This window comes from Pseudomonas sp. BP11-1-1 (genome assembly GCF_052112105.1).
GTDB classification, from domain to species: domain Bacteria; phylum Pseudomonadota; class Gammaproteobacteria; order Pseudomonadales; family Pseudomonadaceae; genus Aquipseudomonas; species Aquipseudomonas alvandae.
This window is the reverse complement of record NZ_JAUTYU010000013.1, coordinates 17,703-41,742: the sequence shown is the minus strand read 5'-3', so window position 1 is coordinate 41,742 and position 24,040 is coordinate 17,703. Positions and strand designations below refer to the sequence as shown.

Genomic DNA, 24,040 nt, shown 5'->3' with positions numbered 1-24,040 from the left:
CCACCCGCATTCCAACAAGAGCCGGCCATGACTGATTTGTCTTCACTTCCGGATTCTTCCCGCGCAGCCATTGCGGTACAGGAAGGGCGCTTCTACCGCCCACCCTTGCCCGACGGCCATGTCGTGCGGCCGCGGTTGTGCGAGCGCCTGGGTGCCGGGCTTGGTGGCCGGTTGCTGTTGGTGAGTGCGCCGGCGGGGTTTGGCAAAAGCTCGCTGGCGGTGGAGTTCTGCCAGGGCCTGCCGGCCCACTGGCATAGCCTCTGGTTGGGGCTCAGTGCCAGGGACAACGACCCGGGGCGTTTCCTGGAGCGGCTGCTCGAAGGGCTCCAGGCGTTTTTCCCGCAACTGGGTGGCCGGGCGTTGGGCCTGCTGAAAATGCGCCAGCGCCATCAGCCCTTCGCGTTCGAAGAATGGCTCGATGGTCTGCTCGATGAGCTGTCGGCGCATCTGTCCCCTCGCACTCCCTTGTTGCTGGTGCTCGATGACTACCATCTCGCCCAGAGCCCGGTGCTGGATCGCTGCCTGCAGTTTTTTCTCAATCACCTGCCCGACGGGCTGCTGGTACTGGTCACCAGCCGTCAGCGACCGGACTGGCACCTGGCACGGCTACGCCTGTCGCGGCAATTGCTCGAACTCAACGAACAAGACCTGCGCCTGACTCATGACGAAGCGCTGACCTTGCTCCAGCGTCACAGCAGTTCACTGCGCGGGGAGGCGCTGGAAAGCCTCATCCAGCGCAGTGAAGGTTGGGTGGCCGGGCTGCGTTTCTGGTTGCTCGCGGCTTCCGAGGCCGGCAATGACGGACGGCTGCCCCAGGCCCTGCACGGTGGGGAAGGGCTGATCCGCGATTACCTGCTGGAGGAAGTCATTGATTGCCTGCCCGCCGAGGTGCAGGCGTTTCTCTATGACATCGCCCCGCAAGAGCGCTTCTGCAGCGAGCTGTGCGATGCGGTGCGCGATGCCCATGACAGTCAGGAAATTCTTCAATACCTGGCCGCGCACCAAGTGTTCCTGGTGCCGTTGGACGAACATGGCCACTGGTACCGTTTTCATCACCTGTTTTCCGACCTGTTGCGCAGCCGTCCCAGTGCGCCGGCCATGGTGCCGGCCGCGACCCTGCACCTTCGGGCTTGCCGTTGGTTCAACGCCCAGGGCTTGATCGACGAAGCCGTGGAGCAGGCGCTGCGGGCGGGGCACCTGGATGTGGCGGCGAACCTCGTGCAGAACCTGTCGGAAGAGCAACTGCTGGCCGAGCAGAACGTCGGCATGTTGCTGCGCTGGAAAATGGACTTGCCCGACAGCCTCCTCATCAGCACCCCGAGGTTGATCGTGCTCTACAGTTGGGCGCTGGGCCTGGCCTGCCAACTGGATGCCGCCGAGGAGTTGGCCGCACACTTGAGCCGCTTCCTGCCAGCCCCATCGGCCACTGCGCAAAAGTCCATGCTCGCGCAATGGCTAGCCCTGAGCGGCATTGTTGCCCGAGGGCGTGGCGACCGCGCGGCTACGTTGCGCTATTGCACCGAAGCCCTGGAAAGCCTGCCGCAAAAACGCTATGGCCAACGCCTGATGTGCTTGTCCACGCTGTCGAACCTGGCGATTGCCGATGGCGACCTGTGGCGGGCTCGTGCCTTGAACCGGGATTCCCTGGAGCTGGCGCAACGGGTCGGCAATCCGCTCTTCGAGGCCCTCGCCCATTACGATCGGGCCCGGGTACTGCAAGCCCGGGGAGAAATCCTGCGGGCGCTCGAAGAAGTGAGACAAGGGCTGCAACGTCTGCAGGGTTTGTCGCCACAACGGTTGTACGCGGTGCGAGCGCGTTTGGTCCTGTATGAGGGATTTCTGCTGACCCTGCGCATGCAGTCCCAGGCTGGATTGGCACGGTTGCAAGCCGGCCTGACCGAAGCCAGGGCCTGCCGTGACATCAGCGTGTTGATCGGCCATTGCGTGATTGCACGCGTCGAAGGCTACAACGGCGAGTTCGCCCGGGCCTTTGCCGAACTGGCCGAGGCGGAGCGCCTGATGCATATCTGGGACGTTCCGCCGGTGTATTACCTGGCGATGATCACCCTGGTCAAATGCGAGCTCTGGCTTGCCCAGGGCCGCACCGAGCTGGCCGAAGCCTGGTTGGCGCGACTGGGACAGACCTACACTGGCGAACGGGCTGCCGCGCCTCCGGAATTCCATCCGCAACTGCCACTGCACGTTGAACTGCAACAGGCCTTGCTGGAATCCATCCGCGGGCAACCGATGCAGGCCGAAGGGCGCCTCGATGCGTTGCTGGAGCACGCGCAGCAAACCGGCCGGCAAATGCTCAGCGTCATGGTGCTCAATCAGAAGGTCGCGTTGCTGCTCGCTGTGGAGCGTGAGCCGCAAGCACGAAGCGCTCTGGCCCAAGCCTTCGAGGCCGCCATCGGCGGGGTGCTGCAACCTTTCGAGTGGTTGTTGAAAGAACATCCGGAGTGGCTGCGCGAGCAACTGTTGCAGGCACCGCCCAGCGACTTGCGCCAACAACTGCTCGAATCCTTGCCATCGGCGGCGACGCCAGCTACCGAATCCATGACGCCGGTCGAGACCCTCAGTAGCCGCGAACGCGCGGTGTTGCAACTGATCGCCCAGGGCTGTTCCAACCAGGAGATCAGCGAGCAATTGTTCATTTCGCTGCACACGGTGAAAACCCACGCCAGCCATATCAACAGTAAACTCGGCGTAGAACGCCGCACCCAGGCCGTGGCGCGGGCTAAGGCGTTGGGGTTGTTGGGATGAGGTTGCTGTGACAAAACTGTGGCGAGGGAGCAAGCTCCCTCGCCACAAGAGCCATTACGCGTGAGTCGAGGATTCCATTCGATGTTGCCGTTGTACAAAACCATCCCGTCCCCCGTCGGCGAGCTGATCCTTGTTGCCCGAGGCACGAAGCTGGCGGCGATCCTGTGGGAAAACGAACGGCTCAATCGTGTGCGCCTCGGGCCGCTGGAGCCAGACGACGATCACCCGACGCTCAAGGAGACCGAGCGTCAGCTGCTGGAATACTTCGCCGGCCAGCGCCGCCGTTTCGAATTGGAGCTGGACTTCGCCGGCACTGATTTCCAGGTGCGGGTCTGGCAGGCTTTGCTGACGATCCCATTCGGCGAGACCCGCAGCTACCGCGACATTGCCATCCAGATTGGCCAGCCGACCGCGACCCGCGCCGTCGGAGCGGCCAACGGACGCAACCCGATCTCCATCATCGCCCCCTGCCATCGCGTCATCGGCACGTCCGGCAGCCTCACCGGTTTCGCGGGCGGCCTCGCCGCCAAGCAGTTTTTGCTCAGCCTCGAAGGCCAGCAAAGCCTGCAGCTGGCGTTCTGACCCTCACCCAATCCCCATGTGGGAGCGAGCTTGCTCGCGATGACGGCCCAACATTCAGCATCTTCATCACCTGACACTCCGTCATCGCGAGCAAGCTCGCTCCCACAGATTTTTCCTGCGCCAATATGAAATCCGTCTACAGTGTCTGTCGCCTGCAAACATAAATCGCCAACGGAGCCACTATGGCCAGCTATGGATTGTTCCTGCTGCTCGCAACCCTGACCATCCTCAGCCCTGGCCCGGGCGTGGTCCTGACCCTGTCCAACTCGGTGCGTCATGGCTGGAGCGGCGCCTTGCCCGGTATCCTCGGCATCGCCCTGGGCGGTTTCCTGGTGGCGGGCATCTCGGCCAGCAGTGTGGGCTTGATCCTGGCGACGTCGGCGACGGCCTTCACCGTGTTGAAATACATCGGCGCGGCTTACTTGCTGTATCTGGGCGTGAAGATGTGGAACACCAAGACCTTCATTCCGACCCTCAACGACACGCCTTCACGTCCTTGGCGGCGATTTGTCGAGGCGTTGTCGATCCAGTTGCTCAACCCCAAGGCCGGGTTCTTTTTCCTGGCGGTGTTCCCGCAGTTCATCGAGCCGGCCGGCAACTACTACACGCAGTTTCTCCTGCTGGTGGCGTCCTACGGCCTGCTCGTCATCGGCATACACAGTGGCTATGCGCTGATGGCGAGCCGTGCCAGGGGCTGGCTATCCACGCGCCAAGGCACGCGCGTTGTCGGCAAGTTGTCCGGCCTGACGTTCTTTTCCTTCGGCGTGCTGATGGCCTCGGCCAGCAAGTGATCAGCCTGGGGGCGATTTCGGCGCCAGCATGCGTGTCGGCGGATGGCCGTTGGCGTTGTGCTGGTAGATGTCCGCCGGTTGCCCCTGCTCATTGAAAAACACCTGGCCGATACCCGCCGAATTCCACAAGCGTTCCCCGGCCTCGGCGTGTTCCGGGACGTGGGGAATGATGCGCATGCTGCGGCGCTTGGTGAACCAGTTCAAGGGGGATCGGGGGGAATAGAGCCAGCGGTTCAGTCGATCGAACCACTCCAGCAGCGCCGGAGGAAACTCATTCTTGATGCCGCTGCTGGTGATCTGCCAAATGCGCGGACCGCCCTTGCGATGTGGGATCAATACCTCATAGACGAAGGAATAATGCACGTCACCCGAGAGCACCACGTAGCTGCCGGGCGTACGTGAATGTCGGAAAATATTCAGGATCACCTGGGCCGCGCCGCGATGGGCCATCCAGTTTTCCGCGTCCACCAACAGTGGATAACCGCACCAACTGAACACCCGCTGCACGGTCTCGATCAGTTTCACGCCGAAGATCGGCGCCGGTGACACGATGATCGCCGAGGGATGGTCCAGCAGTTCTTGTTGCAGCTCGCTCAGCGCTTCCCAGTCCAGCAGGCCCGACGGCTGCTTGAGGTTGTTTTCGCTGCGCCAGCGGCGCGTACGGGTGTCGAGCACCACCAGCGCCGGCGTGCTCGGCAGCACGTAGTGCCATTGCTGGAAACCGAGCAGCGTGTCGATCAGCGTGTCCTGCGGCGCGCTGTCGAGGTAGCGGTCTTTGGCGGTGCCGCATAACGCCACGGTTTGCTGGATCACGTCGCCAAACACGTCCGGGTTATTGCCCCAGCCCTGGCAGAGCATATAGGCGATCAGCGCGTTGCCGATGATGCGCTTGGAGAACGGATGCCCGTAGGCCGTTTCCTCCCATTGTGCGGATAAATTCCAGTCGTCGGTGATGTCGTGGTCATCGAAGATCATCAAGCAGGACAGGTGCGCGAACACCCGGGCCACGCCGCCAAGTCCGGCCCTGAAAGCCTCGATGCGTTGTTGCTCCACGTCATAGCGTTGACGTCGTTCGGCGGTCAATTCGGGTGGTTGCGGGTCGATCAACGTCCACGGCACGGGCGACCACACCAGCAGATACATCGCCATGACTTCGGCGAAGGTCACCAGGTGATTATCTGCGCTGCTGCTGGTGAAGATCGGCTTGCGTGCCCCGCCGAAGAAACGCTCACGCAGGGTTTCGTTGCTTTCGAGCGCTGGCAGCAAGTCTGCACGGTGGTAATAACTGGCGGGGTGTTGGTAAAGCTTGGCGCTGTCTTCAACCACCGCACCTTCGAGGCATTCTTCGAACAACCCCAGGCGCTCGATCAAGGCATGGATCGCCCGCAACATCGGCCCGGCGACATCGTCGGCATACACCTGGTCGCCGCTCATCATCAACAACGCCGGCCGTTGCTCGGGAGATTGCGCCAACAGTCGGTCGACACAGAGCAAACCGTCGTTGGCCGGGTAGTGGGGTTTGCGGCAGGAGCCATGGACCAGTTGCCCGATGCGCGAATGCAGCATGAAATTAGGGCACTTCGCACCGCCGTACAGCAGGTGCGGCGCCCATTCGGCGATGGGCGTGCCGTCTACCAGCAGGTCGTAGTCAATCGTCACATCCAGCGCCAGGGCAGTATCGAGATGCACGTCGATCAAGTGCAAGAATGCCTGCCGCCCCACGGGCACCACCGTGCAGCGCGTGGCGTCGAGCTCGAGATCGCCTGCTTCGTCGAGGCGCAAAGTCAACGTCAAGGGTCGTGAACCCACCAGCCACATCACCAGCCGCCGGGCTTCCAATCGCCGCAGCAGCGGACCGACGAGGACGGAGGGTAGGGTGGTTGGTGTGTCGGAAGGGGACGGCAACATTCGTAGGAAAAGCTCTGCTTCAGAAGGAAGCAGGGATCATAACGCAATGCGCCCAAGGGCTGTGGCGGCTGCGTCTTTGTGGCGAGGGAGCAAGCTCCCTCGCCACAGGATCAGCTCATTCCCAACCAGTTCGGCAGAACCAGCGAAATCCACGGCACATAGGTAATCAACACCAGGAACGCCAGCAAGATCATCAGCCACGGCATGGCTGCGCGGATGGTGGCCGTCAGCGACATGCCGGTCACCGCCGAGGTGACAAACAGGTTCAAGCCCACCGGCGGCGTGATCAAGCCGATTTCCAGGTTCACCACCATGATGATGCCCAGGTGAATCGGATCGATGCCCAGTTTCATGGCGATCGGGAACAGGATCGGCGCCAGGATCAGGATGATCGCCGACGGCTCCATGAACGCACCGGCAATCAGCAGCACGATGTTCACCACCAGCAGGAAGGTCACTGGCGTCAACCCGGCCTCGATCACCCACGCGGTGATCTGTTGCGGCAGTTGCTCAGTGGTCAGCACATGGGCGAAGAGCATGGCGTTGGCAATGATGAACATCAGCATGATGCTCAACTTGGCCGACTCCAGCAGCACCTTCGGCGTCTCGCGGAACGTCAGGTCCTTGTAGACGAACAGTGCGATAAACGCCGAATACACCGCTGCGACCGCCGCAGCCTCGGTGGGTGTGAACATCCCCGAATAGATCCCGCCGAGGATGATGACCATCAGCAGCAGGCCCCAGACCGCCTTGCGTGCCGCCGTCAGCCATTCGCGCAAGGTTGCCCTGGGCAAGGCTGGCAGGTTTTTCTTCACCGCGACGATGTAGATCGCCACCATCAAGAAGACACCCAGCAACAGGCCCGGCACCACACCGGCCATGAATAACTTGCCTACGGAGGTTTCGGTCGCGGCCGCGTACACCACCATCACGATCGACGGCGGAATCAGGATGCCCAAAGTGCCGGCGTTGCAGACGATGCCGGCGCCAAACGCTTGTGGATAACCCGAACGCACCATGCCGGCAATCGCGATGGAGCCCACCGCCGCCACCGTTGCGGGGCTGGAACCGGACAGCGCGGCAAACAACATGCACGCCAACACTGCCGCAATCGCCAGGCCGCCACGGATGTGGCCGACACAGGCGTTGGCAAAATCGATCAACCGTCGTGCCACGCCACCGGTGGTCATGAACGCACCGGCCAGCAGGAAGAACGGAATCGCCAGCAAAGTGTAGTGCTCGCTGGTTTCGAACAGCTTGATCGCCAGGGAACGCACCGAGTCGGGGCTGAAGAAAATGATCGTCAGCGATCCGGCTAGGCCCAGGGAAATCGCAATCGGCACGCCGATGAACATGAGCACGAACAGCGCAATGAACAGGAAGGCAATGGTCATGGCTTGTCTTCCTCGATCTCGGTCAGTTTGATCGCTTCCGCTGCTTCATCCGCCAGGCCCAGGCCCGTCTGACGATTCATCAAAATGCGTACGAGAATCTCCGCGAAACGGATAAACACCAGGGCGAATCCTACGGGCACGATCAGCCCGACATGCCATTGCATGATGCCGAAATGGCCGAGGTCTTCGGCGCCGATCTCAGCAATCATCAACGTGTTGATCCACTCGAAACTCGCCACTGCCAGCAACCCGGCATAACCCAGGCAGCACAGGCAGGCGATCACGCCGATGTAGCGTTGCACTGGTTTGCTCGCCAGTTTCACCAGCGCGTCGACACCGATGTGTCCTGCGGTGCGCACGCCGTAGGAAAGACCGAAGAAAATCAGCCAGCCAAATAGCGCCTTGGTCAGCGAGCTGCTCCAGGTCATCGCCTGGGCCATGCCCATGATGCCGTCGCCAATGGCGAACATCGACTCGCTGGCGGCCGGCCAGTTGTCGCCAAGGCTATAGAACACGGCATAAAGGTTGTTGAGGACCACGTAGACGAAGGTGACCAACGTCATGGCGGCCAAAAGGAAGGCAATGAAAGCTTCCTCGAAATGTTCCCAAGTGCGCCGAAGGGCGTTCATGGATGGCATCTCCTGCAGGGAGGACGACAGGCCGGCGCTGCCTCGACAGCAGCGCCGGCCAACCCATTACTGTGCCTTGTTGGAGGCTTCGGCGGCTTTGATCAGGTCGGCACCGATGTCACCTTCGAACTTCTTCCATACCGGCTTCATCTTGTCGCGCCATTCGTTGCGCTCTTCAGGCGTGAGGGTGATGATTTCGGTGGTCTTGGCGTCGACAATGCGCTGCTTGTCGTTCTGGTTAAGTTGCGCGGCTTCTTTGTTCACGTGCGCGGTCACTTCAACCAGGATCTTGTCCAGTTCGCTACGCACGTCCGGCTGCAGGCCGTTCCAGAACTTGGTGTTGGTGATCAGCATGTAGTCGAGTACACCGTGGTTGGATTCGGTGATGTACTTCTGCACTTCATGCATCTTCTGGCTGTAGATGTTCGAGTAGGGGTTCTCCGCACCGTTCACCACACCGGTCTGCAGGCCTTGGTACACCTCGGCGAAACTCATCTTGCGCGGGTTGGCGTTGACGGCCTTGAACTGTTCCTCGAGCACCGCAGACGCCTGTACGCGGAACTTCAAGCCACGGGCATCCTTGGGTTCGCGTAGCGGTTTGTTGGCGGACATTTGCTTCATGCCGTTGTGCCAATAGGCCAGGCCGGTGATGTTCTTGCTTTCCATGGACTTGAGCAGTTTCTGACCTTCTGGGCTCAACTGGAAACGGTCCACGGCGGAGATGTCGTCGAACAGGAACGGCAAGTCGAACAACTGCACGGTCTTGGTGTACTGCTCGAACTTGGCCAGGGACGGCGCGATCATCTGCACGTCGCCCAACAGCAGGGCTTCCATTTCCTTGCCGTCGCCGAACAGCGAGGAGTTGGGGTACACCTCGACTTTGACTTTGCCCGGCAAGCGTTCTTCCACCAACTTCTTGAACAGCAACGCACCTTGGCCTTTAGGGGTTTGTTCGGCCACCACGTGCGAGAACTTGATGACCACCGGATCGGCTGCCATGGCCGAGCCCAGCGCGCTGAGGGCCAGCGTGCAGACGAGTGCTTTCCACATAGGTTTGAACATTGGGGTTCCCTTTTATTTTTAGTTTTGCCCGTGCGGGCTCATTCAACAAAACGCACGGTGGGACAGTTGCAAGTCTAGGCAGAAAATAGCTTGCCGGGGCATTGTGACATCAAGTGCCGCGTATTACTGCGCCGGGTTGGACGCTTCGGCAGCCTGGATCAGGTCCGGGCCGATGTCCTTTTCAAACTTCGCCCACACCGGTTTCATCTTGTCGCGCCAGGCGTTGCGCTCTTGCGGCGTGAGGGTAATGATCTCGGTGGTCTTGGCGTCCAGGACGTGCTGTTTGTCCAGCTGGTTGAATCGCTCCGCTTCCTTGTTGGCATGGGCAGTGGATTCGACCACGATCTTCTGCAGTTCCGCGCGGATATCCGGCGGCAGGCCGTTCCAGAAGTCCGACGTGGTAATCAGCATGTAATCAAGTATGCCGTGGTTGGATTCGGTAACGTATTTCTGCACCTCATGGAGTTTCTGGTTGTAGAAATTCGAATAGGTGTTTTCCGTGCCGTTGACCAGGCCCGTACGCAAGCCCTGATACACCACCGAAAAAATCATCGGTTGCCCTTTGGCGCCCACTGCCTTGAATTGCTCCTCCAGTACGGCGGAAGTCTGCACGCGAAAGACCAGGCCGCGCGCATCTTCGGGCGTACGAAGTGGCCTGGTCGCCGACAATTGCTTCATGCCGTTATGCCAATAGGCCAGGCCCGTGATGTTCTTGCTTTCCATGGACTTGAGCAATTGCTGGCCCTGGGGGCTCTGTTGGAAACGGTCTACCGCGGCAATGTCGTCGAACAGGAACGGCAAGTCGAACAGCTGTACCTTGCGGGTGTACTGCTCGAACTTGGCCAGCGAACGCGCAATGATCTGCACGTCTCCCAGCAGTAACGCTTCCGTTTCCTTGTCATCGCCATAAAGCGTGGAATTGGGATAAACCTCCACCTTGACCTTGCCCGGCAAGCGTTCCTCCACCAGCTTCTTGAACATCAAGGCGCCTTGGCCCTTGGGCGTCTGCTCGCCCACCACGTGGGAGAACTTGATGACGATGGGGTCCGCCGCAGCGGTGCCCAGCGTGGTGAAAGCCAGCGTGAAGGCGAGCGCGTTCCATAAGGGTCTGAGCATGGCGATTCTCTTGGAATTATGTTTATCGTGCGGGCTCATCCCAGCCCCGGCGAACTGCAAACATGGCAAGTCTAGGAGAAAAAACGCGGGTGATTGGGTGATAGGTAAAATGAAGCTGTTTCGCCATCTGCTAGGCTAGGCCTCCAGGATCAAAAGCCGCAGGGGGAACAGGGTGTTTACGTTTGATACGTTATGGAAGAGTCATCCCGAAATATTCGGCGACGCCGCGCCTTGCAGGACGAATGGTTCCAAGAACTTTAGCGATCAATGCGCGATCAATCTCGGCGTGGCCCTGCGGCGCGCAGGCGCCGACATGAGCCAGCTCAGGAGTGTGCGTCATTGTTGGCAGCATCCCAAGAGCGAAGGGCACATATTGGCTGCCGAAGAACTCGCCAAAGCCTTGAGTCGAGCCAGGATTCCCGGCTTGCAAGGCATGAAAACCGTCAAAAGCGAAGACTTTGAAGACAGCCTGGAAGGGCAGCAGGGAATCATTTTCTTCAAGGACTTCTGGCGCCGGGCAAATGAAACCTCTGCCAATCGCAGTGGCGATCACATCGACCTTTGGAATGGTCGCCGGCTGACGGACTGGTTGAGTTACCCACGAATACAAATGGGCTTCTCCATCGAAGGTACCTTCTCGGATTACCATGAGTCCAAGGACATCTGGTTCTGGAAGGTCATATGAAGGTCATCAAAGGAGTCTTGTTCGTCTTGCTGCTGGTCGCTTCGGCCATGGGTGCTTTTAATCTGATTTTCATACTGATCGGAACCTATTTGGGTCCGCTGTATGAAAGCGATGCGGACCAGAGTCGCAATTTCGCGATCTGGCTGTTCGGAAATATCGGAGTGATGATTATCGCGGCTGCGGCGGGCATTATCTGGAGCCGTCGGCGCGCGAAAAGGATTTAACCAAACAGTGCACGCGATAGGCGTTTTTTCATACCTCTTGGCCTGACCGCATCAGGCTGGCTGGAGCTCAAGGCTCCAGCGATGGCCCCTTCAACTCGATCTGGTTGCCATCCGGATCGGCGCAATAGATCGACAATCCCTTACCCTCCGCGCCAAAACGCATCTGTGCTTTCTCGACGGCCAGGCCGGCTGCGTGCAGATGAGCGAGCAGCGCTGGTTCGTCAAACGGCTCGATGCGCAGGCAGAAGTGATCGACGTTGTGGCCCTGCTTGCCGGCAGCCGCGCCACCCTGGCGGCCAAGCGGGCCATCGACAGCCACCAGATCGATCATCGATGCACCGGCACCGAGATGGATCAATCCCAGATCGTCCCGACGCTTCCTGAGCTCGCAGCCGAACACCGAGGTGTAGAAGGCGAGACTGCGCTCGATGTCGGTTACCCGCAGGACGATGTGGTCGATGCGTTCGATGGTGAAGTCCTTCATACCGGCCTCCGCATGGGGTGTCGCGCCAATGACCCAGTCACTTTAGTCCAACAATTCCCGCAGAGGGAGCGAGCTGATTCCCAGCGATGACGTACCGCGTGGTATGACAACTTTTGCAGTCGTCATCTTCATGAGAAAGATGAGTTGACGAAAAAATCTCCTGTTTGTGTGGCTTTGTGGGTTGACACGCCTGCGGAAACATTCGAATAATCCATCACGTTGTATGACGACATACAAATAAAAAATAACAACACGGTGGCCCTCCCATGAGAATCACAGGCGTTAACGTCGAAATCTTTTCCACCCCGTCGCGTCGCGCCCAAGACAGTGCCGGCCACGCCCATCCCGGCGACGAAGTCATGATCAAGATGGCCCTGCTGCGAATCAGTTGCGACGACGGATCGGAGGGTTATGCCTTCGGTACGCCTGAATTGATTCGCCCGCAGATCATCGAATCCTTCGTGCGCAAGGTGCTGATCGGCCGCGACCCGATGGACCGTGAGAGCATCTGGCAGGATCTGGCGCACTGGCAGCGCGGCAGCGCCGGGCAATTCACCGATCGGGCCCTGGCCCTGGTGGAACAAGCCTTGTGGGATCTGGCCGGGCGCAAGCTGAAGTTGCCGGTGCACAAGCTCATCGGCGGTTACCGCGACAAGGTCCTGGCCTATGGCTCGACGATGTGCGGCGACGATTTGCCGGGTGGTCTGTCGACGCCGGATGAGTACGGCCAGTTTGCCGAGAAGCTGGTCAAGCGCGGCTACAAGGCAATCAAGCTGCACACCTGGATGCCGCCGATTTCCTTCGCACCAAATCCGCAAATGGACATCCAGGCCTGCGCCGCCGTCCGCGAGGCGGTTGGCCCGGACATCGCCCTGATGCTCGATGGCTACCACTGGTACAGCCGCATGGATGCGCTGACCATCGGCAAGGCCTTGGAGAAGCTGAATTTCGCCTGGTTCGAAGAGCCGATGATGGAAGACTCCGCCGAGTCTTACGCCTGGCTCGCTGCGAACCTGGACATCCCGGTGCTGGGCCCGGAAAGCATCGCCGGCAAATTCCACAGCCGCGCCAGTTGGGTGACGCAGAAGTCTTGTGACATCCTGCGCGCCGGCGTGGCCGGCGTCGGCGGTATCGGGCCGTGCCTGAAAGTGGCGCATCTGGCCGAGTCGTTCGGCATGGATTGCGAAGTCCACGGCAACGGCGCGGCGAACCTCGCCGTGGTCGGGGCGATCAGCAATTGTCGTTGGTACGAGCGTGGCCTGCTGCACCCGTTTCTCGACTACGAGGAAGTGCCGGCGCACCTCAACAGCCTCGTCGATCCGATGGATGCCGACGGTTATGTGCATCTGTCGGATCGGCCGGGGTTGGGCGAGGACATCAACTTCGCGTATATCGAAGCCAATACATTATCCCGGCACTGATGGCGCACTGCGTCCGAGGCTGAACGGCCCGGACGACAAAGTCTTTATAAATATAAGAAAGGACTGAACCATGAAACTCTGGCCCAAGCGCCTGTCCAGGCTGCTCTGTGTCATCGTGGCCCTGTGCGCAGTGCAGGTGCCCGTCAGCCTGGCCCAAGGCGAAACGCCCGCCGACCAATTGGTGGTGGGCATGAGCATGATCAACCTGCTGTCCCTCGACCCGGCTGCCGCGACGGGGCTCGAAGTGGCCGAGGTCAACGCCAACGTCTATGACATGCTCCTGGAGCAAGACGCGGCGAAGCCGGACACGCTGATTCCCGCCCTGGCCAAAAGCTGGGAAATCAGCCCGGACCGTATGCGCCTGACCTTTCAATTGCGCGACGACGTGCGCTTTCACTCCGGTGCGCCGCTCACTGCGCAAGACGTCGCCTGGTCCTTGCAGCGGGTGGTCACGCTCAATCGCGCCCTGGCTTCGACCTGGAAAGCCTACGGCTTCACCGCCGAAAACGTCGTCAAACTGATGCGCGCCGAAGGGCCGCACACCTTTGTCATGGAGCTGCCGCGCAGCACCGATCCGTTGCTGGTGCTCAACACGTTGGCGACCTCGCCCAGTGCCTTCATCGTCGATCGCTCGGTGGCCTTGCAGCATCAGGTCGGCGACGATCAGGGCGCGGCGTGGCTGGCCACGCATACGGCAGGTTCCGGTGCGTTCAAGCTGGATATCTGGCGCGCCAACGACGTGATCCTGATGAGTCGCAACGATGACTACTGGCGCGGCGCGCCGAAGTTGCGCCGGGTGATCATGCGCAACATGACCGAATCCCAGGCCTTGCGCCTGATGGTCGAGCGCGGTGACCTGGACGTTGCCCGCGGCATGGCGGCCACCGACATCAAGGCCCTGGGCGCGGTCGATGACGTGCACATCCAGAGCATCGCCCGGGGCACGCTGTACTACGTGGCGTTGAGCATGCAGCAGCCGCTGTTCCAGGACATCCGCGTGCGCCAGGCGATCCGATTGTTGATCGACTACCAGGGCATCAACGACGTGGTGATGCCGCACTACGGCGTGATCAACCAACGGCCGATGCAACTGGGCTTGCCGGCGCGCCTGGACGATCCGGGTTATCGCCTGGACGTGGCCAAGGCCAAGCGCCTCCTGGCGGAAGCCGGTCACGCCGACGGCTTCAAGGTGAGCATCCGTTCGCTGACCGATCCACCGTTCATCAATATCGCCACCAGCCTGCAAGCGACGCTCGCCCAAGCGGGCATCCAGGCGACGATCATCACCGGCACCGGCAACCAGATCTACGGGGCGATGCGCGACCGTCAATTCGACATCCTCGTCGGGCGTGGCGGCGGCGGGGCTGAGCGGCATCCGCATTCGAGCCTGCGCGCCCTGGTGTACAACCCGGACAACCGCACCGAAGCCAAGTTGAGCAATTTCCAGGGCTGGCGCACCTCGTTCTTCGACCCGCAGCTCAACCAGTTGATCGAGCAGGCCGAGCGCGAGCGCGACCCCGAGCGCCAGCGGCAGATGTACGCCCAGGTCCAGACCCTCTACGACCAACAAGCCGGGGCAATCATGCCGGTCTCGCAAATGGTCGACGAGGTGGTGATCCACGCCGACGTGCGCAACTACATCGGCCACACCGCCGCCACCACGCGCCTTCGCGACGTCTATAAGCAGCGCTGAAATCGACGGCCCCAAGGCCAAGGCAGGAATGAATATGTCGACTGCATCCTTTTCAATCTGGACCACCCGGGCCGCTTCGGCGACCCGGCGCGGCGGCTCGGTGGCGGTGACGCTGCTGGGGTTGCTGCTGCTGACTTTCTTTATCGGACGGGTGATGCCGCTGGACCCGGTGCTGGCCATCGTCGGCCCGGACGCCGACGCCTCGGCCTATGCCCAGGTCTACAAGGAGCTGGGCCTGGACAAACCGTTGTGGACGCAGTTTGCGATCTACCTCGGCGACCTGCTCCACGGTGACTTCGGCATGGCGTTGCTGACCGGCAATCCAGTCATCACCGACATCGCCCGGGTGTTTCCGGCCACGTTGGAACTGGCGACCCTGGCCATTCTGTTTGGCGTGTTGGCGGGGCTGCCGCTGGGTGTCTACGCGGCGACCCATCAGGGCCGTGCCGGTGACCATGTCGCTCGGCTGATCACGCTGTTCGGTTACTCCACGCCGATTTTCTGGATCGGCATGATGGCTTTCCTGGTGTTCTACGCCTGGTTGGGTTGGGCCGGCGGTGTCGGGCGGATCGGCCTGGCTTATGACGGGTTGATTCCGACGCACACCGGGCTGTTGTTGATCGACACTGCCTGGTCCGGCGATTGGGAAGCCTTTCGCAGCGCACTGCGGCACATCCTGCTGCCGGCGGTGATCCTCAGTTTCAACTCGGTCGCCTACATCAGTCGCATGACCCGCAGCTTCATGCTTGAGCAGTTGTCCCAGGAATACATCATTACCGCGCGGGTCAAGGGTCTGTCCCAGCGCAAGATCGTCTGGGGCCACGCCTTCGGCAACATCCGCGTGCAGCTGTTGACCATTGTTGCGCTGGCCTACGGCGGGTTGCTCGAAGGCGCGGTGCTGATCGAAACCGTCTTCGCCTGGCCGGGCTTCGGCCAGTACCTGACGAGCAGTTTGTTGCTCGGCGACATGAACGCGGTGATGGCGTGCGTGCTGTTGATCGGCCTCATCTTCGTGACGCTGAACCTGATCAGCGACGCGCTCTACAAGATCTTCGACCCGAGGACCCGCTAATGAACCTGCCCCTTGCTTCCAGCGCAGCCGGCAGCGCCGCGCTGCCCGCTTCGAGTACGGCAGCCCTGGTTGCCAGCGCCGCTCGACTGCTGCGATTTCTGCTGCGCAACCCGATGACGTTTGCCGGCCTGGTTGTGGTCTCGACCTTGATGGTGGTGGCGGCGTTGGCGCCGTGGATCGCCGGTCACGATCCCCTGTTGCAGAACCTTGCCGGCGCGTTGCAAGCGCCCAGCAGCGCGCATTGGTTCGGCACGGACGAATACGGTCGCGATGTGTTCGCCCGGCTGGTGTACGGCTCGCGCATCACCCTGTACATCGTCTTGCTGGTGACGGTGATCGTCGGCCCCATCGGCCTGCTGGTCGGCACCGTTTCCGGTTACTTCGGCGGCTGGGTCGACAGCCTGTTCATGCGCATCACCGACATCTTCATCTCGTTCCCCAGCCTGGTGTTGGCGCTGGCTTTCATTGCCGCCCTCGGCCCGGGCCTGGAGCACGCGGTGATCGCCATCGCACTCACCGCCTGGCCGCCGATTGCCCGGCTCGCTCGCGCCGAAACGCTGCCGCTGCGCAACGCTGACTTCGTCGTCGCGGTTCAACTTCAAGGCGCGTCGAGCACCCGGATCATCCTGCGCCACATCATCCCGATGTGCCTGTCGTCGGTGATCATCCGCCTGACCATGAACATGGCGAGCATCATCCTCACTGCCGCTGCCCTGGGCTTTCTCGGTCTCGGCGCCCAGGCACCGCTGCCGGAGTGGGGCGCGATGATCTCCACCGGGCGGCGCTACATGCTCGAAAGCTGGTGGCTGGTGGCGGCGCCCGGTGCGGCGATCATGCTGGTCAGCCTGGCCTTCAACCTGTTGGGCGACGGCTTGCGCGACGTCCTCGACCCCCGCAGCCAATCCTGAGGAAAGTCCCATGACTGAGATAAAACTGGCCGTACAGGATTTATGCGTGGAGTTTCGCAACGCGGGCAAAACCTCGCTGGCGGTGCGCGATGTGTCGTTCACCCTGGGCCGGGAAAAACTCGCCATCGTCGGTGAATCCGGCTCGGGTAAATCGACCGTCGGCCGCAGCCTTTTGCGCTTGCATCCACCGACGGCGCGGGTCACCGCCAAGACCTTGCGTTTTGCCGATATCGACTTTCTGAGCGCCAGCGAAAAGCAGATCCAGGCGATTCGCGGGGCGCGCATGTCGATGATCATGCAAGACCCGAAGTACTCGCTGAACCCGGTGGTGCGCGTTGGCGAGCAAATCGCCGAAGCCTATCTCGCCCACCACAAGGTGCCCCATCACCAAGCCCGGGAACGGGCCCTGGATATGCTCGCCAAGGTGCACATCCGCGACCCTCGGCGGGTTTATGACCTGTATCCGCACGAGGTGTCGGGCGGCATGGGCCAGCGGATCATGATCGCCATGATGGTCATCACCGATCCCCAGGTGATCATCGCCGACGAGCCCACATCGGCGCTGGACGTGTCGGTGCGCCGGCAGGTGCTCAACGTGCTTGAAGAGTTGGTCTGCGAGCGTGACCTCGGGCTGATTTTCATCAGCCACGACCTGAACCTGGTGCGGCATTTCTGTGATCGGGTGCTGGTGATGTACGCCGGGCGCGTGGTCGAGTCGATTGCCGCCGCCGACCTGGACAACGCCACCCATCCGTACACCCAAGGCCTGTTGGCGGCGTTGCCCAGCCTGGACCATCCGCGCGCCACGCTGCCGGTGTTGCAGCGCGACCCACACTGGTTGAACCCTTGAGGAGCCTGTCATGAGCATGATCGAAATCACCGGCCTGAACCTCAGTTTCGGCACGGGCGCGGCACTGAATGCGGTATTGCACGACGTCGATTTGAGCGTCGCCGAAGGTGAAGCCTTCGGCCTGGTGGGGGAGTCCGGTTCGGGCAAGACCACCGTGCTGCGTTGCCTGGCCGGACAGTACCAGCACTGGACCGGACAATTGCAAGTCGCCGGCCGGGCGGTGACGCGCAAGCTGCCGCTGGACCACTACCGCACCGTGCAGATGGTTTTTCAGGATCCATACGCTTCACTGCATCCGCGCTACACCATCGACGCCGCTTTGCAGGAACCACTGCGCATCCATGGCATCGACGGGCGTGGGCAAAAGGTCAGCGAGATCCTGCGCAAAGTCGGCTTGAACGACAGCTTTCGCTTTCGTTACCCGCATCAATTGTCCGGCGGCCAGCGCCAGCGCGTGGCGATTGCCCGGGCGCTGATCCTGCGCCCACGGGTGTTGCTGCTGGATGAGCCAACCTCGGCGCTGGACGTCTCGGTGCAGGCGGAAATCCTCAACCTGTTGGCCGAACTGCGCCGCCAGGAAGGGCTGACTTATCTGATGGTCACCCACGACCTGGCCGTCGTTGCGCATTTGTGCGATCGGCTGGCGGTGATGCAGCAGGGCAGGGTAGTGGAGACGCTCGACAGTCATCGACTGGCAAACGATGGCGCCGCCCACGAATACACACGCCTGCTGGTGCAAGCCAGTCGCGACATACAACGAGTCCCTATCGCCGTTTGAAGTAACTAACCCGCTGTACCTGTTTTAAACCGCAGAACACGTTGAACCGCACGTTTCAATGCGCGCACGCGCTCGCCTGCGATTTGGCGTTCAACCCAACTATTGATTTCAACTTACAAGAATAAAAAACATGAAAAAGACCCTGGTAGTTTTGTCGATCGCTTCGCTGTTCACTTCGGTTGTCGCTCAGGCGGATACCGGTTATATCAACGTCCGCCATCAATACGCTGAAAAGACCCGCATGCACGCCGACCGCGCCAAGTTCGGCATCAGGCTGGATAACGGTGTGGGCCTGGAAGGTGAGCTCAAATACAAGACCGCTGGTGACCGGGAAGATGTCGCTTTCGACAACACCGTCGGCAGCGGTCACGAATTTACCGTCAACTACCAGCACAAGATCGATGATCGCTGGACGCTGACGCCTTCGTTCGCCATGGAAAGCGACGAGGAATCCACCACCTACAAGACGGGCATGCGCCTGGGCTACAAGATCACCAAGGAACTGAGCATCGCCGGTCGCTATCGCTACGACGTCAGCAAGCTGGACCGTGACAAGGTCGATCGCGACGTGCCGGACAACGGCCAGGACGACCAGACGATCCATCGCTACGACGTCTATATCAACTATGCAAACCAAGGGCCTTGGGCTTACGAGTATCAACTGACTTACTTCGATGCCGATTACATCCGCTACAACGGCGGCACCGATGACTATGAGCAGAATGCCGTGGTCAAGTACAAATGGGATAAGCGCTGGGCACCGTTCTTTGAAGTGGGTGATATCAAAGTCAACTCGGTGGACAGTGATCGGCAACTGCGGTTGCGGGTGGGGGTCCAGTACAACTTTTTCTGAGTTGTGGGAGAGGTAGTCAACACTGAATAAAACTGTGGGAGCGAGCTTGCTCGCGATAGCGGTCTGCCTGTGCCGATGATATTGGATGTGCCGCCGCCTTCGCGAGCAAGCTCGCTCCCACAGGGGGCGGTGGAGGATACAAATGCTGTGGTCACTGCAGCCACAAAACTGCGGGGGTTACTCGTTGTAGAACGCCTGGCGTTGTTGGGTTTCACACAGGCGCATGCGGCTGTTGCTCAAGTGCAGGTACATGGCCGCCCGCGCCGCGTCGACATTGTGACTGGCGATGGCATCGAAAATCTGTTGGTGTTCGGCATTGATCCCCTGCAGGTAGGCGCTGCGATCACTCTGCCCCGAATAGGCGGAGTTCATCCGGGTACGCGGGATCAGCTTGGTGCCCAGGTGCTTCATGATATCGATCAGGTAGTAATTGCCGGCCGCCTTGGCGATCTTCAGGTGGAACTGGAAATCGGCATTGATCGTGGTGCCGGATTTCTCAGGCCCTTGCAACAACGCTTCCAGCGCCTGGGCCAGCTCGGCCAGGGCTTCGGGCGTGGCGCGCTCGGCGGCCATGCCGGCGGCCTGTACTTCCAGGCTCAGGCGAAACTCCAGCAAATTGAGCACATCGGACAACGTGGCAATCGTTGCCGGCCCGAGGGTAAAGCCTTCCGGCGCCGGCATGTCCAGCACAAAGGTGCCGACGCCATGGCGCGTCTCCACCAACCCCGCCGCCTGCAAGCGCGACAATGCCTCGCGCACCACCGAACGGCTGACGCCTTCGGCTTCCATGATGTGCACTTCGGTGGGGAGCTTTTCGCCGCATTTCAGAATGCCGTCGCGCATGCGCTGGGCAAAACGGTCGACCAGTGTCTCGGCGAGGCGGCGCGGCTTGTTCAATGGAGATAACGCTTGGTCCGTCATCGGCGTGCTCTAGTGTGATCAGCGGGCATTATAGTGAGTTTTGGGGCAAGGTCGCGGCTATAATGCCGCGATCGTCTGGCTTGATGGATAGGTGCAATGGAGCGTGTCACAACCGATCGACGCCTGAGCATGACTCAGCAACTGGTGGTCGACCTGACGCAGCAGATACTCGCCGGCGAGCTGCCCGCGGGCAGCAAGCTGCCGACCGAACAGGTCATCATCAAGGAACGCGGCGTCAGTCGGACCGTGGTCCGTGAAGCCATGTCCCGGCTGCAGGCCGAAGGTTTGGTCGAGACACGCCACGGCATTGGCACCTTTGTGGTCGACACCGCCCGGCCGGGAGATTTCCAGGGCAGCAAGCACGTCAAGGGCGGCGCCTACGACGCATTGGCCGTCATCGAACTGCGCCTGAGCCTGGAAGTGGAAGCCGCCGGCATCGCCGCGCAACGGGCTACGCCGGAGCAATTGCTGGCGATGCGTGAAGCGCTCGACGTAGCGAATGCGCTTGACCCAACGGATGACGACAGCGCCCGGGCCGATTTCGAATTTCATCTGCAGATCGCCCAATGCACCGGCAACAGTTTCTTCATCGATGCCATCGCCCATGTCGGCAATACATTGCTCGCGGTTGTGCAACAGGCCGGGCCGGTGGTGACGGGCGAGAACCGGGCGTTGGTGGTGCGTGAGCGGGAGCAGGTCTACGCGGCGTTGGCGCGCCGTGATGCCGATGCGGCGCGGGCTTCGATGCGGCTGCATTTGATCAATGTGCAGCAGCGGGTTCGTGCTTTGACCGAGTTGACCGCGCAGTAACCTTCCGCCGTCCCCCCCTGTGGGAGCGAGCTTGCTCGCGAAAGCGGCGGATCAGTCAACATTAATGCGACTGACACACCGCCATCGCGAGCAAGCTCGCTCCCACAGTCGGGGGCTCGGGCGTTTGCAGATGCTGCGTTTACCGCCGCCCCCCTGTGGGAGCGGGCTTGCTCGCGAAGATGGTGGCCCATCCTCCTGCTAGTTGCGCTTCCAGCACTCCGCGTACCGCGCGCACACCCCGTAACGCTCATCCATCAGCGCCATCCTGTCCAGGTGATGACCCACCGCTTCGACCGTTACCACATTCACGATCCGGAAATACTCCACCATCATGGCGACGTCCAGGTCGACCTCGGCTTTCTCCGGCTTGGCATCGGCGGTTTTAGGCAACGCCCACTGTTCCAACTGCTCGTCCTTCAACTGCCGCAGGCGCGCCTGGTATTCCTCCTTGAAGCGTTCCATCGAGTGCGCCTTGTTCTGCGCCATGTCATCGCCAAACGTCTTCAGGTTTTCCCGGTACAGCGTCCAGTAGTCAGCCGGCAGGTCGAAGCCGAGCTTGGCCTTGCGTTCGCTGATCAGGGTGTCCAGCTTCTCTGGCGAATAGCTCTCGACTTTTTCCTTGGCCGGATCCGTCTTCACCGTGACGACCAGGCTTTTGTCGATGACTCGATTCATCAGCTCCAAGCGATGGGGAGTGTCCGGGTAGATCTTGGGAAACAGCGCATTGCGCCCGGCGCAGGCGGGAAAGTCCTTTTTCAGGATCGGGATCGGTGTGCGCACGTCCTTGCCGTCGATCCGTTGCAAGCGTTGCAACTGAGTCAGGCAGAAGTTCTTCTCGGACTTGAACGTCACCTCGTATTCGGCATTGGCCTCGGGCGTGAAGTTGAAGCCCTTGCCACACACGGCATAACCGCTGTTCATGTTGGTGCGCAGGTGAATCTGCTCGCCGGGCTTGAGCTTGACCTCCAGATAACCCCTGGCATCCTTGGGCGCCGGAACGCTCATCCCCACCCGCCGCGCGGTATCGCTCAGCAGCATGTTGTTGAGAATGCCCGTGGTCTGCCCGTCGCAATGGGCCGCGTCGAAATAATCCAGGGTGGCGTTGCTGGTATTGGCGACGAACCGCAACTTGGCGGCGTCCGGTTCGATGGCATCGGGGTAACTGCCATGGACGCTGCAGCCGCCGAGCAATACAAACAACGCGGACAACGCTAACAAGGGGGCAGGGGAGCGAGGCAGGGCGAGCATGGGTCATCCTTGAGGGGATCGATGAAGGGGGTGAATGCTACTTAAGTGCCACTATTGCGTCCATCGCCTGCAGGGGACTGGTGAAACAAAATGCTGCGAGGCTGATGATCAATTGTGGGGGCGCTTTGAACAGGTTTCGCGCGCGCTATCAAGGTATCTAATACCGTGCGAAAAACTTGATCCGAACGGTGCCCCACGCCCGACAGGCGGTGCTGGCGCTGCGCAAGTTGTTCTCAACGGATGATTTCTTTTTCCCAGGATGGATGATTTACCCAATGCTCAAGTTCAACGCTCATCTCGGTTTTCAGTTCAATGAAGTGCCATTTCTGCAACGCATCGAAGCCGCTGCCGCGGCGGGTTTTCGTGCGGTGGAATTTCCTTCGCCCTATGAGTTCGACGCCAGTCTTCTGGCTGATCATCTGGCTCAATACAATCTGCCGCTGATCCAGTTCGCCGCACCGGCTGGCGTGACCAAAGGTATTGCGGCCTTGCACGGCAAGGGTGAGGAATTTCGCAGCGGCCTGCTCCAGGCTGCTCGTTATGCAAAAGCGCTGGCGTGCTCCGACGTCCATATCATGTCCGGCGTTACGACGCAGGAAGATGCCGCGCTGGTCTATTGGGGCAACCTGGAATATGCCGTCAAATTCCTCAAAGACCAAGGTTTGCGGCCGCTGGTCGAAGTCATCTGCGCGCAGGAAATGCCCGGCTATTACATGTCCGACTTCAGCAAGGCTCAACAGGTGCTGGAGCGTTTTCCGAGTGTCGGGCTGATCCTCGATCTTTACCACGCGCAACGGCTTACCGGAGACGCGGTGGATATCCTGGCCCGCTTCTATGACCGAACCGTCCATTTGCAAATTGCCGACTGCCCAGGGCGTCATGAGCCGGGGACGGGGAGCATGGATTTTGCGGGCTTGTTCGCAGAGTTGGAGCAGCGTGGCTATAAAGGATGGATCGGGTGTGAATACCGTCCTACCGGCTCTACCGTGGCAGGCCTTGATTGGATCAAGCAGTTCAGCGCCTGACACAAAGCTGGCGATACGCGCGCTTGTGGGAGCGAGCTTGCTCGCATAGCGGATTCACATTCAACCAAATGGTCGGTGGATACACCGTCATCGCGAGCAAGCTCGCTCCCACAAAAAACGGCTAGGTTTCTGGTTCGAGTTTGTACCCCTTCGCCTTTGCTACGGTGCTCCGTTTACCCTCATCTCGATTGGGTACGTCCCATTTAATGCGGTCCTTGCCTGCGTGAAAAAATCTTCGTGGTTTCGCGTGAGGAAAAGCCATTCCCGCTGATATTCAGACGTGATGGTGCAAAGCCATTTCGCCAACCCTTTCTCCTGTATGGCGGGCAGCAACAATGCTTCCATCTTCTTCATCCGGGCCGCGTCTTCGGGCGTCGGCAAGGCCGTCTCGGAGGAAAATTTCCAGCTGACGATCACCGATACAGGAAGCGCTTGTTCCTCTGCCGGGGACAACGACTTCGTACAGTGCTCCTCGTCTAGGTCGACGATTACGAGGGCTTTTTCGTGGGAGGGGCCATCGTCGAGAAGCGCGCTGAGGGCCACTTTTTGGCGCGCTTCTCGATCCGCTACGCAACGGTCGAATACCTGGCTTTTGACCGGTCCCGCATCCAGGCAAGGGTCCCGTTCAACCGCTTTGGGGGAATAGGGTTTATAGCTTGAGCAACCAACAAGCAGTAGGCTCGCCAGTGCCAACAACCGGAGTCGGTTATGCGTGTCCATCCGGCTAAGCTGCAAAAAGCACTGTGTTTTTTCTATAACCATCGGGGTTACTCCGTTAACTCGGGACTTCATTCCTGAAGACTGGTCTTGTTCATTCAAGGTT

Annotated in this window: 23 protein-coding genes; 14 read left to right on the top strand and 9 right to left on the bottom strand. The window is 60.6% G+C overall.

Annotated elements, in window-relative coordinates:
• Nucleotides 1-27: 27 nt before the first annotated feature.
• The 3 genes from Q7C33_RS21545 (at nt 28) to Q7C33_RS21535 (ending at nt 4,136) form a co-directional block, all read left to right on the top strand.
• A complete protein-coding gene (locus tag Q7C33_RS21545; RefSeq protein ID WP_030138616.1) occupies nt 28-2,763 on the top strand; it encodes a LuxR C-terminal-related transcriptional regulator in 2,736 nt (911 codons plus the stop codon).
• Between the two features lie 81 nt (nt 2,764-2,844).
• Nucleotides 2,845-3,345, top strand: coding sequence for a methylated-DNA--[protein]-cysteine S-methyltransferase (locus tag Q7C33_RS21540; protein WP_030138617.1), 501 nt, complete (start codon nt 2,845-2,847; stop codon nt 3,343-3,345).
• A gap of 182 nt (nt 3,346-3,527) precedes the next feature.
• Nucleotides 3,528-4,136, top strand: a complete 609-nt coding sequence (locus Q7C33_RS21535; protein ID WP_030138618.1) for a LysE family translocator — start codon at nt 3,528-3,530, stop codon at nt 4,134-4,136.
• On the opposite strand, the gene Q7C33_RS21530 is transcribed toward Q7C33_RS21535, so the two are convergent.
• The 5 genes from Q7C33_RS21530 to Q7C33_RS21510 all read right to left on the bottom strand — a co-directional run bounded on the left by Q7C33_RS21530 (nt 4,137) and on the right by Q7C33_RS21510 (nt 10,245).
• On the bottom strand, nt 4,137-6,044 hold the full coding sequence (locus Q7C33_RS21530) for an alkaline phosphatase D family protein (RefSeq protein WP_407684138.1): 1,908 nt from the start codon (nt 6,042-6,044) through the stop codon (nt 4,137-4,139).
• Nucleotides 6,045-6,154: 110 nt separating this feature from the next.
• Nucleotides 6,155-7,438, bottom strand: a complete 1,284-nt coding sequence (gene dctM, locus Q7C33_RS21525; RefSeq protein ID WP_030138620.1) for a C4-dicarboxylate TRAP transporter large permease protein DctM — start codon at nt 7,436-7,438, stop codon at nt 6,155-6,157.
• Complete coding sequence (locus Q7C33_RS21520; protein ID WP_030138621.1) at nt 7,435-8,067, bottom strand: TRAP transporter small permease; 633 nt, start codon at nt 8,065-8,067, stop codon at nt 7,435-7,437. Before Q7C33_RS21520 ends, dctM begins: the two co-directional genes overlap by 4 nt.
• Before the next feature lie 66 nt (nt 8,068-8,133).
• Nucleotides 8,134-9,129 (bottom strand): C4-dicarboxylate TRAP substrate-binding protein DctP, encoded by a 996-nt coding sequence (dctP, locus tag Q7C33_RS21515; protein WP_030138622.1) that lies wholly within the window; start codon nt 9,127-9,129, stop codon nt 8,134-8,136.
• A 123-nt stretch (nt 9,130-9,252) separates the two neighbouring features.
• A complete protein-coding gene (locus Q7C33_RS21510) occupies nt 9,253-10,245 on the bottom strand; it encodes a TRAP transporter substrate-binding protein (RefSeq protein ID WP_407684137.1) in 993 nt (330 codons plus the stop codon).
• 172 nt (nt 10,246-10,417) lie between these two features.
• On the opposite strand from Q7C33_RS21510, the gene Q7C33_RS21505 reads away from it, so the two are divergent.
• Together Q7C33_RS21505 and Q7C33_RS21500 are read left to right on the top strand one after the other, a co-directional pair.
• Nucleotides 10,418-10,930 carry a type VI secretion system amidase effector protein Tae4 gene (locus Q7C33_RS21505; protein ID WP_407684136.1) on the top strand — a complete coding sequence of 171 codons (513 nt, stop codon included), beginning with the start codon at nt 10,418-10,420 and terminating at the stop codon, nt 10,928-10,930.
• Nucleotides 10,927-11,154, top strand: a complete 228-nt coding sequence (locus Q7C33_RS21500) for a hypothetical protein (protein ID WP_407684135.1) — start codon at nt 10,927-10,929, stop codon at nt 11,152-11,154. The genes Q7C33_RS21505 and Q7C33_RS21500 overlap by 4 nt, the downstream gene beginning before the upstream one ends.
• Nucleotides 11,155-11,221: 67 nt before the next feature.
• Here the strand turns inward: Q7C33_RS21500 and Q7C33_RS21495 are convergent, their stop codons facing one another.
• The gene (locus tag Q7C33_RS21495) at nt 11,222-11,638 is read right to left on the bottom strand and encodes a VOC family protein (RefSeq protein ID WP_030138626.1); all 417 of its coding nucleotides are present in this window, start codon (nt 11,636-11,638) and stop codon (nt 11,222-11,224) included.
• A 266-nt stretch (nt 11,639-11,904) separates the two neighbouring features.
• Between Q7C33_RS21495 and Q7C33_RS21490 the strand changes: the two genes are divergently transcribed.
• The 7 genes from Q7C33_RS21490 (at nt 11,905) to Q7C33_RS21460 (ending at nt 19,213) form a co-directional block, all read left to right on the top strand.
• Entirely contained in the window at nt 11,905-13,059 is a 1,155-nt protein-coding gene (locus Q7C33_RS21490; RefSeq protein ID WP_407684134.1) for a mandelate racemase family protein, read from the top strand.
• 70 nt (nt 13,060-13,129) lie between these two features.
• The gene (locus tag Q7C33_RS21485; protein WP_407684133.1) at nt 13,130-14,752 is read left to right on the top strand and encodes an ABC transporter substrate-binding protein; all 1,623 of its coding nucleotides are present in this window, start codon (nt 13,130-13,132) and stop codon (nt 14,750-14,752) included.
• 34 nt (nt 14,753-14,786) lie between these two features.
• Nucleotides 14,787-15,824: an ABC transporter permease gene (locus Q7C33_RS21480; protein ID WP_030138629.1), complete on the top strand. Its 1,038-nt coding sequence runs from the start codon at nt 14,787-14,789 to the stop codon at nt 15,822-15,824.
• On the top strand, nt 15,824-16,732 hold the full coding sequence (locus Q7C33_RS21475; RefSeq protein WP_407684132.1) for an ABC transporter permease: 909 nt from the start codon (nt 15,824-15,826) through the stop codon (nt 16,730-16,732). Before Q7C33_RS21480 ends, Q7C33_RS21475 begins: the two co-directional genes overlap by 1 nt.
• A 10-nt stretch (nt 16,733-16,742) precedes the next feature.
• A complete protein-coding gene (locus tag Q7C33_RS21470) occupies nt 16,743-17,582 on the top strand; it encodes an ABC transporter ATP-binding protein (protein ID WP_407684131.1) in 840 nt (279 codons plus the stop codon).
• A 10-nt stretch (nt 17,583-17,592) separates the two neighbouring features.
• A complete protein-coding gene (locus Q7C33_RS21465) occupies nt 17,593-18,360 on the top strand; it encodes an ABC transporter ATP-binding protein (RefSeq protein WP_030138632.1) in 768 nt (255 codons plus the stop codon).
• A 130-nt stretch (nt 18,361-18,490) separates the two neighbouring features.
• Nucleotides 18,491-19,213: an oligogalacturonate-specific porin KdgM family protein gene (locus Q7C33_RS21460; protein ID WP_030138633.1), complete on the top strand. Its 723-nt coding sequence runs from the start codon at nt 18,491-18,493 to the stop codon at nt 19,211-19,213.
• A gap of 177 nt (nt 19,214-19,390) precedes the next feature.
• On the opposite strand, the gene Q7C33_RS21455 is transcribed toward Q7C33_RS21460, so the two are convergent.
• Entirely contained in the window at nt 19,391-20,134 is a 744-nt protein-coding gene (locus Q7C33_RS21455; protein WP_030138634.1) for a FadR/GntR family transcriptional regulator, read from the bottom strand.
• Nucleotides 20,135-20,230: 96 nt separating this feature from the next.
• Between Q7C33_RS21455 and Q7C33_RS21450 the strand changes: the two genes are divergently transcribed.
• Complete coding sequence (locus tag Q7C33_RS21450) at nt 20,231-20,944, top strand: FadR/GntR family transcriptional regulator (RefSeq protein WP_198796271.1); 714 nt, start codon at nt 20,231-20,233, stop codon at nt 20,942-20,944.
• Between the two features lie 198 nt (nt 20,945-21,142).
• Here Q7C33_RS21450 and Q7C33_RS21445 read toward each other — a convergent pair whose 3' ends face one another.
• On the bottom strand, nt 21,143-22,192 hold the full coding sequence (locus tag Q7C33_RS21445) for a hypothetical protein (protein WP_407684130.1): 1,050 nt from the start codon (nt 22,190-22,192) through the stop codon (nt 21,143-21,145).
• Nucleotides 22,193-22,467: 275 nt separating this feature from the next.
• Between Q7C33_RS21445 and Q7C33_RS21440 the strand changes: the two genes are divergently transcribed.
• Entirely contained in the window at nt 22,468-23,217 is a 750-nt protein-coding gene (locus tag Q7C33_RS21440; RefSeq protein ID WP_407684129.1) for a hydroxypyruvate isomerase family protein, read from the top strand.
• Nucleotides 23,218-23,376: 159 nt separating this feature from the next.
• Here the strand turns inward: Q7C33_RS21440 and Q7C33_RS21435 are convergent, their stop codons facing one another.
• On the bottom strand, nt 23,377-23,979 hold the full coding sequence (locus tag Q7C33_RS21435) for a DUF695 domain-containing protein (RefSeq protein ID WP_407684128.1): 603 nt from the start codon (nt 23,977-23,979) through the stop codon (nt 23,377-23,379).
• Nucleotides 23,980-24,040: the final 61 nt, after the last annotated feature.

Coding starts and splice junctions, on each gene's coding strand:
- Q7C33_RS21440 (WP_407684129.1), top strand. CDS start 22,468: ATGCTCAAGTTCAACGCTCATCTCGGTTTTCAGTTCAATGAAGTGCCA.
- dctM (WP_030138620.1), bottom strand. CDS start 7,438: ATGACCATTGCCTTCCTGTTCATTGCGCTGTTCGTGCTCATGTTCATC.
- Q7C33_RS21470 (WP_407684131.1), top strand. CDS start 16,743: ATGACTGAGATAAAACTGGCCGTACAGGATTTATGCGTGGAGTTTCGC.
- Q7C33_RS21520 (WP_030138621.1), bottom strand. CDS start 8,067: ATGAACGCCCTTCGGCGCACTTGGGAACATTTCGAGGAAGCTTTCATT.
- Q7C33_RS21450 (WP_198796271.1), top strand. CDS start 20,231: ATGGAGCGTGTCACAACCGATCGACGCCTGAGCATGACTCAGCAACTG.
- Q7C33_RS21485 (WP_407684133.1), top strand. CDS start 13,130: ATGAAACTCTGGCCCAAGCGCCTGTCCAGGCTGCTCTGTGTCATCGTG.
- Q7C33_RS21460 (WP_030138633.1), top strand. CDS start 18,491: ATGAAAAAGACCCTGGTAGTTTTGTCGATCGCTTCGCTGTTCACTTCG.
- dctP (WP_030138622.1), bottom strand. CDS start 9,129: ATGTTCAAACCTATGTGGAAAGCACTCGTCTGCACGCTGGCCCTCAGC.
- Q7C33_RS21465 (WP_030138632.1), top strand. CDS start 17,593: ATGAGCATGATCGAAATCACCGGCCTGAACCTCAGTTTCGGCACGGGC.
- Q7C33_RS21445 (WP_407684130.1), bottom strand. CDS start 22,192: ATGCTCGCCCTGCCTCGCTCCCCTGCCCCCTTGTTAGCGTTGTCCGCG.
- Q7C33_RS21495 (WP_030138626.1), bottom strand. CDS start 11,638: ATGAAGGACTTCACCATCGAACGCATCGACCACATCGTCCTGCGGGTA.
- Q7C33_RS21530 (WP_407684138.1), bottom strand. CDS start 6,044: ATGTTGCCGTCCCCTTCCGACACACCAACCACCCTACCCTCCGTCCTC.
- Q7C33_RS21500 (WP_407684135.1), top strand. CDS start 10,927: ATGAAGGTCATCAAAGGAGTCTTGTTCGTCTTGCTGCTGGTCGCTTCG.
- Q7C33_RS21435 (WP_407684128.1), bottom strand. CDS start 23,979: ATGGTTATAGAAAAAACACAGTGCTTTTTGCAGCTTAGCCGGATGGAC.
- Q7C33_RS21455 (WP_030138634.1), bottom strand. CDS start 20,134: ATGACGGACCAAGCGTTATCTCCATTGAACAAGCCGCGCCGCCTCGCC.
- Q7C33_RS21545 (WP_030138616.1), top strand. CDS start 28: ATGACTGATTTGTCTTCACTTCCGGATTCTTCCCGCGCAGCCATTGCG.
- Q7C33_RS21490 (WP_407684134.1), top strand. CDS start 11,905: ATGAGAATCACAGGCGTTAACGTCGAAATCTTTTCCACCCCGTCGCGT.
- Q7C33_RS21540 (WP_030138617.1), top strand. CDS start 2,845: ATGTTGCCGTTGTACAAAACCATCCCGTCCCCCGTCGGCGAGCTGATC.
- Q7C33_RS21475 (WP_407684132.1), top strand. CDS start 15,824: ATGAACCTGCCCCTTGCTTCCAGCGCAGCCGGCAGCGCCGCGCTGCCC.
- Q7C33_RS21535 (WP_030138618.1), top strand. CDS start 3,528: ATGGCCAGCTATGGATTGTTCCTGCTGCTCGCAACCCTGACCATCCTC.
- Q7C33_RS21510 (WP_407684137.1), bottom strand. CDS start 10,245: ATGCTCAGACCCTTATGGAACGCGCTCGCCTTCACGCTGGCTTTCACC.
- Q7C33_RS21480 (WP_030138629.1), top strand. CDS start 14,787: ATGTCGACTGCATCCTTTTCAATCTGGACCACCCGGGCCGCTTCGGCG.